At 47.8% G+C, this 12789-nt stretch carries 13 protein-coding genes; 9 read left to right on the top strand and 4 right to left on the bottom strand.

Features of this window, described 5'->3' with window-relative positions:
* The first annotated feature begins 103 nt into the window (after positions 1-103).
* Together ACTNE6_RS13450 and ACTNE6_RS13445 are read left to right on the top strand one after the other, a co-directional pair.
* On the top strand, positions 104-649 hold the full coding sequence (locus tag ACTNE6_RS13450) for a cytochrome c oxidase assembly protein (RefSeq protein ID WP_434482267.1): 546 nt from the start codon (positions 104-106) through the stop codon (positions 647-649).
* 12 nt (positions 650-661) lie between these two features.
* Positions 662-1525, top strand: coding sequence for a cytochrome c oxidase subunit 3 (locus tag ACTNE6_RS13445; protein WP_194969561.1), 864 nt, complete (start codon positions 662-664; stop codon positions 1523-1525).
* A gap of 73 nt (positions 1526-1598) precedes the next feature.
* On the opposite strand, the gene ACTNE6_RS13440 is transcribed toward ACTNE6_RS13445, so the two are convergent.
* Entirely contained in the window at positions 1599-1850 is a 252-nt protein-coding gene (locus ACTNE6_RS13440; RefSeq protein WP_194969562.1) for a twin transmembrane helix small protein, read from the bottom strand.
* An 80-nt stretch (positions 1851-1930) separates the two neighbouring features.
* Between ACTNE6_RS13440 and ACTNE6_RS13435 the strand changes: the two genes are divergently transcribed.
* The 6 genes from ACTNE6_RS13435 (at position 1931) to rpoH (ending at position 7964) form a co-directional block, all read left to right on the top strand.
* Positions 1931-2671: an SURF1 family protein gene (locus ACTNE6_RS13435; protein ID WP_442497094.1), complete on the top strand. Its 741-nt coding sequence runs from the start codon at positions 1931-1933 to the stop codon at positions 2669-2671.
* Positions 2664-3260: a hypothetical protein gene (locus ACTNE6_RS13430; RefSeq protein WP_442497093.1), complete on the top strand. Its 597-nt coding sequence runs from the start codon at positions 2664-2666 to the stop codon at positions 3258-3260. The genes ACTNE6_RS13435 and ACTNE6_RS13430 overlap by 8 nt, the downstream gene beginning before the upstream one ends.
* 14 nt (positions 3261-3274) lie before the next feature.
* Positions 3275-5251: a signal recognition particle-docking protein FtsY gene (gene ftsY, locus ACTNE6_RS13425; RefSeq protein ID WP_442497092.1), complete on the top strand. Its 1977-nt coding sequence runs from the start codon at positions 3275-3277 to the stop codon at positions 5249-5251.
* An 8-nt stretch (positions 5252-5259) separates the two neighbouring features.
* Entirely contained in the window at positions 5260-5916 is a 657-nt protein-coding gene (ftsE, locus tag ACTNE6_RS13420; RefSeq protein WP_027157159.1) for a cell division ATP-binding protein FtsE, read from the top strand.
* A 192-nt stretch (positions 5917-6108) separates the two neighbouring features.
* Positions 6109-7023: a permease-like cell division protein FtsX gene (gene ftsX, locus ACTNE6_RS13415; RefSeq protein WP_442497091.1), complete on the top strand. Its 915-nt coding sequence runs from the start codon at positions 6109-6111 to the stop codon at positions 7021-7023.
* 83 nt (positions 7024-7106) lie between these two features.
* The gene (rpoH, locus tag ACTNE6_RS13410) at positions 7107-7964 is read left to right on the top strand and encodes an RNA polymerase sigma factor RpoH (protein WP_194969566.1); all 858 of its coding nucleotides are present in this window, start codon (positions 7107-7109) and stop codon (positions 7962-7964) included.
* Between the two features lie 138 nt (positions 7965-8102).
* On the opposite strand, the gene ACTNE6_RS13405 is transcribed toward rpoH, so the two are convergent.
* From ACTNE6_RS13405 to ACTNE6_RS13395, 3 genes are all read right to left on the bottom strand, one after another.
* Complete coding sequence (locus ACTNE6_RS13405; RefSeq protein ID WP_194969567.1) at positions 8103-8339, bottom strand: TIGR02647 family protein; 237 nt, start codon at positions 8337-8339, stop codon at positions 8103-8105.
* A 91-nt stretch (positions 8340-8430) separates the two neighbouring features.
* Positions 8431-9048: a DUF3313 domain-containing protein gene (locus ACTNE6_RS13400; RefSeq protein ID WP_434482262.1), complete on the bottom strand. Its 618-nt coding sequence runs from the start codon at positions 9046-9048 to the stop codon at positions 8431-8433.
* Between the two features lie 169 nt (positions 9049-9217).
* Positions 9218-9568 carry a hypothetical protein gene (locus ACTNE6_RS13395; protein WP_442497090.1) on the bottom strand — a complete coding sequence of 117 codons (351 nt, stop codon included), beginning with the start codon at positions 9566-9568 and terminating at the stop codon, positions 9218-9220.
* A 381-nt stretch (positions 9569-9949) separates the two neighbouring features.
* On the opposite strand from ACTNE6_RS13395, the gene rapA reads away from it, so the two are divergent.
* Positions 9950-12721, top strand: a complete 2772-nt coding sequence (gene rapA / locus ACTNE6_RS13390) for an RNA polymerase-associated protein RapA (RefSeq protein ID WP_442497089.1) — start codon at positions 9950-9952, stop codon at positions 12719-12721.
* Positions 12722-12789: the final 68 nt, after the last annotated feature.

Below are 12789 nucleotides of genomic sequence, written 5' to 3'. Positions count from 1 at the left end.
GGTGCAATATGGATACAAAAAAGAAGAATATTCTGACAGCAGTAGTATTAATCATCGTTGCGGTCATTATTTATGTTTTTGCGGTAATAAGAGCAGTTTCTCAATGAAAGAAAACATTACGCAAAAAAACACTAAGTTAGTTGTTATATTGGTGTTTGTTGTATTGGGTATGTTTGGTTTTGGCTACGCGCTGGTTCCTCTTTATGACGTGCTATGCGATATCACGGGCCTCAATGGCAAGGTTGAGGGCGCGGCAGTCAAGGAAATAAGTTACGAAGTTGATAAGAGCCGAGAAATTACCGTAGAGTTTATGTCTGCGTTGAATGAATCGACGCCTATGGTATTCCGTCCAGAAACGAAGAAATTAAAAATTCATCCGGGCGAATACCATACAGTGAATTTCTATGCGGAAAACAAGACCGATAAAGTGATGGTGGCACGGGCGATTCCAAGTATTTCGCCAGGGCCTGCGGCTGAATATTTACAAAAAATAGAGTGTTTCTGTTTTTCAGAACAGACGTTCAAAGCGCATGAAGGCAAAACCATGCCCGTGCGTTTTGTTGTGAACCCTGAACTGCCAGAAAAATATAAAACGATTACACTCGCATATACATTTTTCGATAATACTGAATCATCAGTAAAAAAATAATAGGGGATGGTTATGTCTACAAATAACTCTTACTACGTTCCGCATAAGGCTACCTGGCCGTTTATCGGTACTGCCGGTTTAATGATAATGCTGGCAGGTTTTGCAAACCATTTAAATGGTTCATCCATGGGATCAGCCTGGATGATATTGGGGTTGGTTGTTTTTATTATCATGCTGGCCGGATGGTTTACCTTGCAGGCGGGTGAAAGTGAATCCGGCATGTACAATACTCAGGTAGGCATTTCCTATCGTATGGGTATGATGTGGTTCATCTTCTCAGAGATCATGTTTTTCGGCGTTTTTTTCGGCACGCTTTGGTATACCCGTAATTTATCTGTGCCCTGGTTAGGTGGTGAAGGCACAGGTGCGGCAACTAAAGAACTGTTGTGGCCATCATTTGAAGCTACCTGGCCGACTAACGGTCCTGCCCATGTCGGCGGCGAGTTCGAGCCAATGGGAGCTTGGGGTCTGCCTTTTCTGAATACATTGATCCTGTTAACCAGCGGTGTAACTTGCACATGGGCGCATCATGGCTTATTGGCTCAAAAGCGCGATCAACTAATCAAAGGTTTGATGGCGACTGTGGCTTTGGGCTTTTTATTCGTGACTTTTCAGGCCTATGAGTATCATGAAGCTTATACTGAAATGGGCTTGACTTTAGGTTCCGGTATTTACGGATCTACATTCTTTATGCTGACCGGTTTCCACGGTTTCCATGTCTGTGTAGGTGCTATTATTTTGAGCGTTGTGCTGTTCCGTAGCTGGAAAGGCCATTTTAAACCGGAAAATCACTTTGCTTTTGAAGCTGCTGCTTGGTACTGGCACTTCGTTGACGTTGTGTGGTTAGGCTTGTTTGTATTTGTTTATTTAATGTAATCTAAAAACAAGGCTGACAAAAAAGCGCTGCCTAAACCGGCAGCGCTTTTTTTTTGTCGGAACAACAGCAATGCTATTTTTGAGTCTGTGCCGGCTTTTGTCCGTGCATTTGAACGCCCAATCCATGAGGTTTAAAGATACCCGTAGCAAAGGCGATAAAAATAAAAATGAATAGAATGATTGAAAGAGTAATGCGAAAAGTCAGTGCACGGACTGTTTTTTCGGATTGTTCCTGATCTTTATATTTAACCAGATAAAAAAGTGCAGAGCCGAGGCTGATAATGATGAAGACGAAGGCAATAATAACAATGGTTTTTATGATCATGGTGTAGTTATGCTGGCAAGTAAGTTTCTGGTATTCTCGATTATTCAGTTGTCTGTGCCAATAGGTAAAAGCAAAAAAGTATGATTATCAAAGTTGGCTCCAGGTCACTGGAGCTCAAAATAGCCCCGACAATAGTTTACTTGTGTTTATTATCATTGCTGTTGTCATTGGGAGCCTGGCAATTAAGAAGATCGGATGAAAAGCGGACATTTATCAAACTGGAGGAGCAAAGGATGTCTTCCGGTACGCTGCATTTGTCGGCACATGCCGAAGATGATCTGAGTGTGTTGAAATACAGGCATGCTACAGTAACCGGTAGATATGATTCGGCGCATCAGTTTTTGATAGATAATCAAATCAGTGACGGCAAGCCCGGCTATTATGTATTGACACCGTTTATATTGCAGGGGGAGACCAGGGCGGTACTGGTTAACAGAGGATGGGTACCTCTAAATAACAAAGACCGTTCAATTTTGCCTGATCTGTCTGTTGATGAGCAGCAAACGACTGTTTCGGGGCGGATTAATAGTTTTCCTAGTGTCGGTATAAAATTGGCCGGCGCTGAGATTCCGACTGACAGCTGGCCCTCGGTGGTTCAATGGGTCGATAGTGATGTTCTGACTAAGAAGTTAGGCTATCCATTATTCTCGTTCCAGATTGAACTGGATAATAATTTATCCGGAGGATTTAAACGGGAATGGCGCACTACAACAATTATGTCCCCAGAGCAGCATGTAGGATATGCGATTCAGTGGTTCGGGTTAGCCTTGACGCTTACGTTTATATTTATTTGGTACAGTTTTAAAAGAGACAATGAGTAATCAGCAGAAAAGAAATCGTTTATTGATTCTGGCTATTTTTGGTATGTCTATCATTCCTTTTTTAATTGCCTGGGTATTAAAAGAAAATCCTGAGCTTTTGGAAGGCAGAACTAATTACGGTCAGCTTATAACCCCTGTTATCACGACTGAACGGAGCGATTTTGCAGGATTTGATCAGTTTACAGCGCAGAATATGGATCAATTGCCGGGACACTGGCTGATCGTCAATGTGATTCCGCATGATGATTGCAATGAAGTATGCCAGGATGCTATGTACAAAACCAAACAATTACAGCTAATGATGAGCAAGGATTTGATCCGGACTCGTCGTGTCGCCATGGTTTTTCAGGATATTGCACCTGAGACCGCGGCAGCGTGGTGGAAAGATGACACGCGCTTATTAAGACTCAAGCCAAATGAAGCCCTCATTAAAAAAATCGCTGCTATCAGGCAAGACGGTATACCTGACGGTATGCTGCTGCTAATGGACCCGTTAGGCAACTTAATGATGCAATATGAGCCTGGGTTCGATCCTTATAAAGTAAAAAGCGATCTGATGCATCTTCTGAAAATTTCACAAATCGGTTAATAGAAATATAAAAAATGTTTAGAAAAATAACCCTTTTTAGCGCCGTTTTAGCGTTAATAGTGATCGTGCTGGAAGCCTATGTTCGTTTATCGGGAGCGGAACTAGGCTGTCCTGATTGGCCTGGCTGTTATGGTCAATTGGTAATAAGTGATGATGCGGATTTTAGAGCTCAAGCCATACAAGCATTTCCAGATAAGCCGCTTGATACCGTAAAAGCATGGAAGCAAATGAGTTACCGCTATCTGGCGGCCTTCCTAGGCTTTTTTATCGTATTGCTGGCTTTGATGTCGTGGCGTCAGAAACAGGCGCGCATGCAATCTATAACAGTTTCATGGGCGCTGGTGCTCTTGTTCGGATTGCAGGCGGCTCTGGGGGCGTGGATTGTAAAAACGCAAGCCATGCCGATTGTGGTAACCGGTCACGTGCTGCTGGGAATGATGATTTTCTGGGGATTGTCTTGGCTGTACTTGCGGCTGGACCCACTCGTTTCTGTATCAAAATCACGCACAGGTCCTGTAAACTTTGCCCGCTTTGCCATGCTGGTTTTGTTTTTGCAAACTGTTTTAGGCGCATGGACCAGTACAAATTACGCTGCATTGGCTTGCGCCGGTTTTCCGCAGTGCAATGGCGCCTGGTGGCCTGAAGCCGATTATCAAGGTGCACTTAATTTATTCAACGGCTTAATCAACGGATACAGCGGTGTAATTCCCTACAATGCCCAAGTGGCGGCGCACTGGCTGCATAGGGTGGGCGCACTGGTCAGCTTTATTCTGCTCAGTTTGCTGATGCTGAGCGCTACTTCGGAAAAATGTCCGAAGCCCGTTAGAAAAGCCGGTCTGCTTTTGAGTGTGTTGCTGTTTGTGCAAGTCGTCATGGGCATTGTCAGTGTCAAGCTGGCCATGCCTTTATGGGCGGTAGTGGCGCATAATGCGTTTTCTGCGCTGCTGATGCTGCCGCTGGTCGCCATCAGTTTTTACAGCAGATACGTCTATGCAGAAGCGCCGCAGCTTGTTGCGGTGGAAGCGCCTGCCGGCGTTGTTGCTGAAGAGGTCTATGTCGAGCCGCCGGCCGAATCTCTGTATTTACGCCTCAAATCGCAGCTAAAGCGCACCCGCTCCGGACTCAGCGGTGCATTAGCCACTATCTCTCTGGGGCAAAAGGGAATTGACGAGGATTTGCTGGAAGAGATTGAAGCCCGCTTGTTAATGGCCGATGTCGGCATGGATGCCACAACGGAAATCATTAGACGCCTGACTGAGCGCGTCGAGCGGCATCAGTTGAACGACAGCGCCGCGCTGACATCAGCCTTGAAGCAGGAATTGCTGGCTATGCTTCAACCTTGCAGCCAGCCTCTGCATATCCCTAAACAGGATAAGCCATTTGTCATTCTGGTAGTGGGCGTCAATGGCGCCGGCAAAACTACGACTATCGGCAAACTGGCCAAGCGTCTGCAGGCTCAAGGCTATAGCGTCATGCTGGCGGCCGGCGATACGTTTAGAGCTGCAGCCGTCGAGCAGCTGCAAACCTGGGGAGAGCGCAATAACATCCATGTGGTGGCTCAGCATACCGGCGCTGATTCCGCATCGGTTATCTATGATGGCGTCCAGTCCGCGCAGGCAAAAGGCATCAATGTGTTGATTGCCGATACAGCAGGTCGATTGCACACGAAATCAAACTTGATGGATGAGCTGAAAAAAGTAAAAAGGATCATGGGCAAGCTGGATGAAACGGCACCTCATGAAGTCTTATTGGTATTGGATGCCGGTACCGGTCAAAACGCATTGTCTCAGGCCAAGCTGTTTAATGAGACAGTTGCCTTAACGGGACTGGTTTTAACTAAACTGGACGGCACGGCGAAAGGCGGTGTCATTTTCGCCCTGGCTAAACAGTTCGGCATTCCCATCCGTTTCATCGGCATAGGGGAAGGAATCGATGATCTGCAGGATTTCAATGCGGAAACTTTTGTAGACGCATTATTCGTCAAAGACTGAAAAATGTTATGTTAAAGTTTGATAAAGTCAGCAAGCGTTATCCTGAGACCGGGGATGTGTTGCGCAATGTCAGTTTCCATTTGCAACATGGCGAAATGGCCTTTTTAACCGGCCATTCAGGGGCTGGCAAAAGTACCTTATTGAAATTGATTGCCGTCATCGAGCGTTGCAGCCGCGGGCAAATTTTATTGGACGGCCATAACGTTAATCAGGCAAAGGAAAGCCAGATTCCCTATTTAAGAAGGAAAATCGGGTTGATTTTCCAGGACTATAAATTGTTACAGGACAGGACAGTCTTTGATAACGTGGCGTTACCGTTACTGATTGCTGGTTATGGACACCACGAGGTCCCCCGTAGGGTGCGTGCCGCATTGGATAAGGTGGGATTGTTAGGCAAGGAAAGAAAATATCCGCTGGCTTTATCCGGCGGCGAACAGCAGCGTGTTGGCATAGCAAGAGCTGTTGTCAATAAACCGCCGATGATTCTAGCCGATGAACCAACCGGGAATCTGGATCCGGAATTGTCAGCGGAAATCATGCATTTATTCGAGCAGTTTCAACAAGTCGGCGTCACCGTATTGATTGCGTCGCACGATATCTCACTGATCAATCAAATGAACTATCGCGTTTTGAAGCTGGATCATGGGCAACTGGTGGCGGGTTAAACGATGAAGCGCAGAAAAAATACAGCCAGCTTTCCGAGCGTCTTGATGAAGATTTTCAGAAGTCTATATGATGCTCGAGACAGAAAAACACCTGCAAAGCCTCAAAGACATCACCCAAAAAGCAAAACTGCAACGCCAGCCAGAGCGGATGGTCCGAAAACCAGAGTCTTGAGAGGTGATTTCAGAGATAAATTGCACGCCCATCTTGACCTGCATGCACATGCATTTTTTTCCAGCCTCGGGCGTCTGGTCGATTCACCGTACACGGCCATTATGACCATAACCGTGCTGGCCATTGCCATCTCTTTAGCCAGCGTTTTTTATATTGCCGTGGCAAATCTTCAGCAGTTGGCCGGTAATTTGGAAGCAAGCAATCAAATATCGCTGTTTCTGCGCGATGATATTTCCGAGGCAAGCGCCAGAAAATTTGCAGAGAACATAAGGGGCAATCCTGCCGTCCAGGAAGTCAAATTAATAACCAAAAATCAGGCTTTGGAAGAGTTCCAGACTTTCAGCGGTTTCGGCGAGGCTATCAAAGCGCTGGAAAAAAATCCGCTGCCTATCGTCATCCAGGTTTTACCTAAAAATACTCTGGAAGATGGATTGGAACTTGAGAAGTTGCTTAATACCTTTAAACAGGCTGTTGAAGTCGATTTTGCCCAAATGGACATGCAGTGGATTAAGCGTCTGCAGTCTATAATGGAGTTGGCACGGCGCGGCAGCACTGTACTGAGCCTGCTGTTGGGGGTCGCCGTATTGTTTGTTACGGGCAATACCATACGATTGGAATTGCATAAACGCCGCGAAGAAGTCGTGATTGCCAAGTTGGTAGGCGCTACCAACAGCTTTATACAACGGCCATTTTTATACAGTGGATTTTGGATCGGCTTTTTTGCAGGCGTGGCGGCATGGTTTATCGTTGCCGTGATGATGTTGATTGTGAAGCAGCCCATAGAGGAACTTTCCGGTTTATATGAAGGGGATTTTCATATGCTGTTTTTGAGTTACTCGGAAACTGCGGCGCTGCTGTTTATCTCTTCTTTGCTGAGCGTGCTGAGCGCATGGGCTGTGCTTAACTACCAGCTTCATAAGCTAAAACCCGAGTAGAGCAGTGGAACTTAGAAAATTATTAGCACTCTTAAAAAGAGAGTGCTAGAATTCGAACTAAGTTTTTTTACCAAGGGGATACCATGAGCAGTGCATTAGCTTTACCCGTTAATCTGTCAGTCGGAACATTTGACGCTTACTTGAATCTTGTCAGGCAGATGCCTAGATTGACTGCCGATCAAGAACGTGAATTAGCCTTGAGATTCAGGGATCACGACGATCTGGAAGCGGCTCGGGAATTGGTGATGTCCAACTTGCGTTTTGTCGTTCATGTTGCCAGAGGCTACAGCGGCTATGGCTTGCCTATGCCTGATATTATCCAGGAAGGCAATATCGGATTGATGAAAGCCGTGAAGCGCTTCGATCCTGATGTCGGCGTGCGGCTGGTTTCTTTTGCGGTGCATTGGATCAAAGCCGAAATACACGAGTATGTCATCAAGAACTGGCGTATCGTAAAAGTTGCGACCACAAAGGCGCAGCGGAAGCTGTTCTTTAATTTGCGCAAATCCAAAGCGAATCTGGGCTGGCTGTCCAATGACGAAGCGACCGCCATTGCCAAAGACCTGGATGTCGATGTCGATACCGTTTATGAAATGGAAAAACGCCTGGATAGCAGGGATATGGCTTTCGATATGCCTAGCGATGAATCCGAGGAAGAAAGCTATATAGCGCCTGTCAACTATCTACAGCAACACGGCACTGACCCGGCCTTATTGCTTGAAAATGAAGATTGGGGAGGGCATGAGCAGAATTTATTATCCGAAGCTCTATCGGAGCTGGATGAACGCAGCCTGGATATTCTCTCCAGTCGCTGGCTGGCGGATAAAAAAGCCACTTTGCACGAACTGGCCGAGCGCTACAATGTATCTGCGGAAAGAATCAGGCAGTTGGAACAAAATGCCATGAAAAAGCTTCGGGCAGCGGTTGTGCTTGAGGCCTGACCGATTAATCATGTTTAACAGAAAAGGCTTAGCGGTTTAACCGCTAAGCCTTTTTTTATTTGTTCGTGTTTGAATTTATTAAATAAGCGAGGGTAAGGCTGGCAATCAATGAAATATTAAGGAATCCGACAATATATTTCAGGCGGGTTTGAGTATATCCAGAATAGCCTGGGCCTGTTCTGCAACCTCGCGGCCCAGGTTGGTCAGATAGCCGCCATCTTTCTGCGAGATAAGGCCTTTTTCGTATAAACGCTGGGTAGCGTTTATGACTTCCGGCGCTGCTGTCTTGTGAACCTTGACGCCTTCTTGAGTGGTAGTGAGGTTGTAACGGACCAGCATGTTCAGTTCCTCTACAATGTCTTGCGTATAAGGCATAGTGAATCCTCATGAATTATTTTATGAAGCGATAGCATAATGCTTTTCAAGACAAGGCGTATATTTTTTACGATTATCAATATATAGATTTTCAGGCAGGGAATTTCGGCTTCTGGCACGCACTGCGGCCCTGTTTTTCACAGAGCTGATAGCTTAACTGTGCAGCCCAATATTGATAGGCCAGTATGATATCTTCCCAACCGTTGAATGCTCCAATGAGTGCTCTGCCGCCTCCACGGCCGTCGGCCGACGCCATGAGCAATTCACCGGTTTGCGAGTCGGTTATTTTGCCTTCAACGCTGGCTTTGCCGATATGGGATTCCGTGTCAGCATCGGTGATGACAAACTGGATGCGCAGCGTATCGGGCCCGGGTTTGTTGACTAATTTAAAGTCCTGTTTCAAGACTTCGCGGATTCTGTAATCAAGCAGTTCCTTAAGCCGGTAGTTATCGGCGTGGGGCAATACATTGAGTTTGGAATTGGGAAGCTTATGAATAGTGACCGGATCAACAATCACTTTTTTATAAAAAGCCCAGTCTGTTCCGCTTTTCCAGTAACTGAGCAAGGCATCATCTTGCCGATCTTCTTTAAGCAAGGAATAGTCATCCAGAAAGTCAGACGTTTCAATATGTTCCGCCTGATAGGCCTTCCCGCAGCCCGTACTTGAAAAGATAAAAAAAATTAGACCGATGCGGATAAAAATAGACATAAAGTACAGTGACCTGAACTGATATTGGAATTCAGCTTATAAGTGTAATGTATTTTTGCCGGATGGGTAGGGCAGCCGGAAGCGTTTTTACTCGGCCAAATTTAAAGGCGAAAAAAACCTGCCAGGGCAACCCCAGGCAGGTTTCATGTTCGCTGTGAAGAATGGATGGTTAGCGGCCGCTCATGCCGTTGCCGATATAGGCGCCTGCGGCTGCGCCCAGTCCGGAAGCAACGGGGTCGCCCTTGCCGATCTCATAGCCTAAAGCACTGCCTACAGCGCCTCCTACCAGTCCTGATGTGGATCGTCGATCAGGACTTGGATACCGAGGCGCGGGCGGCGGAGGCGGTGCTGGATAATATCTGGCTTCAGGCGCATGGTAATAGTGTCTCTCCACGATTACCTCACGGTGTTTATGATGGCCTCGGCCATGTCCTTTGCCGTGTCCCCCGGATGCATAAGAAGGCGAGGAATATGCGGCGACAAGCGCAGCCAATTGAATTATAAAAAGCAACTTTTTCATAGAATCCTTCTCAGTAAATAATTTAGTTCAGAGCAGGTGTGTCAACCAATACGATTGACGGCAGTTATAGGTTTTAAGAAATAGTAGGCGGCTAAACCTTAATGGATGCTTAACAAACGCTGCCAAGCTATGATTTCCTGTTGAAGTGGGTCGAAATCAAATAGTGACACAGGACCGCTATAACAACCGGCATTTTATTTTCGCATCCTTTATCAATAGCTGCTCCTATCGCATCAAACTACAGCTGAACCATGGAAGTATAGTTCTTCTTGTTCTTTATTCAAAAAACTAAAAAATAATTAATTGCCGCAGCAATTTATGTAACGCTTATAATGATGGCGTTTTTTGATTTAATTATTATTTTTAGTGGCATATTTATAAATGGAAAATTTCATCCCCGGTCAGCGTTGGATCAGTAATACCGAATCAGAGCTCGGTTTAGGTCTTATTCTCGAGGTAACAGGCAATCGAGTCACTGTGCTTTTCCTGGCCAGTGACGAAAGACGCGTTTATGCGCGCGATAATGCGCCCTTAACCCGTGTCCGGTTCTCACCGGGCGATCCGATTGAATCGATGGATGAGGTCAAGCTGAAAGTAATCAGACTGGACGAGCAAAATGGTTTGATCACCTATATCGCTAAAAATGAGAGTGGCCAGGAAGTTCGTCTGGAAGAAGTCGAATTGAATCACCACATCCAGTTTAACAAGCCTCAGGATCGGTTGTTCACAGGGCAAATCGACCCCAGCGCCTGGTTTCAGCTGCGTTACGAAACCTGGCGCCGGCTCCAGCAACACCAGCAATCGCCCGTCAAGGGCCTGCTCGGCGGAAGGACTTCACTGATTCCTCACCAGTTGTTTATCGCCCAGGAGGCGGCTAATCGCTCTGCGCCCAGAATCATGCTGGCCGATGAAGTGGGCCTAGGCAAAACGATCGAGGCTGGCCTGATCCTCCATCATCGGCTGATCAACGGGCTGAGCAACCGGATTCTGATTATGGTGCCGGAAAGTCTGTTGCATCAATGGCTGGTCGAAATGCTCAGACGCTTCAACCTGCGGTTCAGCATTTTTGATGAAGAGCGCTGCCTCGAAACGCACGGGGATAACCCTTTTTCAACCGAACAGCTGGTGCTGTGCAGCCAGAACTTCTTCGCCGCTTATCCGCGCCGGCAGCAGCAGGCGCTACAGGTGGCTTGGGATATGGTCATTGTCGATGAGGCGCATCATCTCGAATGGAGCGAGGAAGCGCCGAGCCTCGAATATCTGTTTGTCGAGCGTCTGGCTCAGTTGGCGCCCGGCCTGATATTGCTGACCGCCACGCCGGAGCAGTTGGGCAAAGAGAGCCATTTTGCTCGGTTAAGATTGCTTGATCCGGATCGCTTCTACAGCTTTGCAGCGTTCCTGGAAGAAGAACGGCTTTTTGAGCCGGTCGCCAACGCGGCCAAGGTGCTGCTGGCCGGTAAACCGCTCGATGGAGCCGCCACAGACTCGTTAAGGACATTGCTTAAAAACGACAATGTTGAAATCCTGCTGCAAAATCTGAGCGATGCCGCCAAAGCACCGGCTGCGCGCAGTGAATTGATCAAGATACTACTGGATCACCACGGCACGGGCCGCATTCTGTTCAGAAACTCCCGGCAAACGGTGCAAGGCTTTCCTGAACGGGAACGTTACGGTTATGCGTTAACCGGACAGGCCAATGCCGATGATCTGCAACAAGATCCCCGCTATGTCTGGCTGGTCGATAAAATCAAGCAGCTGGCCGGCCAAAAAGCCCTGCTGATCTGCAAGCACGCGCAAACGGCGATCGACCTTGAACAAACCCTGAGAAACCGCGCCGGCATTGCCTCGGCGGTATTCCATGAAGGCATGTCGATCATCGAGCGTGACCGCGCCGCCGCCTATTTTGCTGATCAGGAAAGCGCTGCGAGACTGCTGATCTGCTCCGAAATCGGCAGCGAAGGCCGTAACTTTCAGTTTGTCCATCACCTGATTCTGTTCGATTTACCGACCAATCCCGACTTGCTGCAGCAACGCATCGGGCGGCTTGACCGTATCGGCCAGAAGCATGTGATCCAGATTCATGTGCCTTATCTGGAGAATACCGAACAGCACCGCCTGTATCGCTGGTATGACGAAGGCCTGAACGCCTTCCGCAGCAACTGCTCGGCGGCCCAGCCAGTCGCCGACCGGCTGCATGATGAATTGACCGCTTTTCTGCAGACCGAGAGTCAGGCCGAGATAGACGCTTTCATCAATAAAACGAAAGCTCTGACGGCGGAAATCGAGATCGAATTGCACAACGGCCGCGACCAGTTGCTGGAATTGAATTCCTGCCGGAAAGAGCCGGCCCAGGTTATTATCGACCAGCTCAAGGCCTACGAGAACGAAGGCGTGCTTTGGCCCTATATGGAAGATGTGTTTGAGTGCTATGGCGTCGATACCGAATTTCACTCGCCCGACTGCTTTATCCTCAGACCCAGCGAGCATTTGCGGCTCGCCCATTTTCCGGGGCTGCTTGAAGACGGCGTCACCGTGACCATTGACCGGGCCTGCGCGCTGGCGCGCGAAGATATGCTGTTCATGACGTGGGAGCATCCGATGGTAACAGGCGCCATGGATATGGTGCTGTCCAGTGAAACCGGCAACGCCGCGGTCAGCGTGGTTAAACACAGCGATCTGAAAGCCGGGCAGTTTCTGCTGGAGTGCCTGTTCATTGTCGAATGCAGCGCACCTGCCGAACTGCAGGTCGGACGTTTTCTACCGCATACCCCGATTCGGGTCCTCATTGACCAGAATATCAAAGACTTGAGCGAAACCATAGCGCACCGCAGCCTGATTGAAACAGGAACGACTTTCGATAAGCAGAAGATAGTGGCGTTCATGAACGGTCAGCGCCAGCATCTTGTCAAGATGCTGGACAAAGCCGAGCAAAAAGCCAACGCCGATATGCAGGTACTGATCGCCGATGCGACCAAGGCCATGCTGGATTCATTGACCAGCGAGATAAAACGCTTGGCCAGACTGAAGAAAGTCAATCCGACTATTAGAGAGGAAGAAATCGAGCTGCTGAAGGATAGGGCGATGCTGTTGCATGAAAACATTCAGGTGGCGCAATTGAGGCTGGATGCCGTGCGGTTTGTCATCACCAGCTAAGGAATGTGGGGGCGACTTCAGTCGCCCCTAAAAGCATTTCATGTGAAGCAGAAATCAGACAGCTTCAT

The sequence above is a fragment of the Methylobacter sp. sgz302048 genome (genome assembly GCF_052162025.1).
GTDB lineage: Bacteria > Pseudomonadota > Gammaproteobacteria > Methylococcales > Methylomonadaceae > Methylobacter.
This window is presented reverse-complemented; position numbering and strand designations above follow the sequence as displayed.

What these genes read in the sequence shown, in the direction of transcription:
- rpoH (WP_194969566.1), top strand. Translation starts at nt 7,107, where the DNA reads ATGAGCAGTGCATTAGCTTTACCCGTTAATCTGTCAGTCGGAACATTT.
- ACTNE6_RS13450 (WP_434482267.1), top strand. Translation starts at nt 104, where the DNA reads ATGAAAGAAAACATTACGCAAAAAAACACTAAGTTAGTTGTTATATTG.
- ACTNE6_RS13435 (WP_442497094.1), top strand. Translation starts at nt 1,931, where the DNA reads ATGATTATCAAAGTTGGCTCCAGGTCACTGGAGCTCAAAATAGCCCCG.
- ACTNE6_RS13445 (WP_194969561.1), top strand. Translation starts at nt 662, where the DNA reads ATGTCTACAAATAACTCTTACTACGTTCCGCATAAGGCTACCTGGCCG.
- rapA (WP_442497089.1), top strand. Translation starts at nt 9,950, where the DNA reads ATGGAAAATTTCATCCCCGGTCAGCGTTGGATCAGTAATACCGAATCA.
- ftsE (WP_027157159.1), top strand. Translation starts at nt 5,260, where the DNA reads ATGTTAAAGTTTGATAAAGTCAGCAAGCGTTATCCTGAGACCGGGGAT.
- ACTNE6_RS13405 (WP_194969567.1), bottom strand. Translation starts at nt 8,339, where the DNA reads ATGCCTTATACGCAAGACATTGTAGAGGAACTGAACATGCTGGTCCGT.
- ACTNE6_RS13400 (WP_434482262.1), bottom strand. Translation starts at nt 9,048, where the DNA reads ATGTCTATTTTTATCCGCATCGGTCTAATTTTTTTTATCTTTTCAAGT.
- ACTNE6_RS13440 (WP_194969562.1), bottom strand. Translation starts at nt 1,850, where the DNA reads ATGATCATAAAAACCATTGTTATTATTGCCTTCGTCTTCATCATTATC.
- ACTNE6_RS13430 (WP_442497093.1), top strand. Translation starts at nt 2,664, where the DNA reads ATGAGTAATCAGCAGAAAAGAAATCGTTTATTGATTCTGGCTATTTTT.
- ACTNE6_RS13395 (WP_442497090.1), bottom strand. Translation starts at nt 9,568, where the DNA reads ATGAAAAAGTTGCTTTTTATAATTCAATTGGCTGCGCTTGTCGCCGCA.
- ftsY (WP_442497092.1), top strand. Translation starts at nt 3,275, where the DNA reads ATGTTTAGAAAAATAACCCTTTTTAGCGCCGTTTTAGCGTTAATAGTG.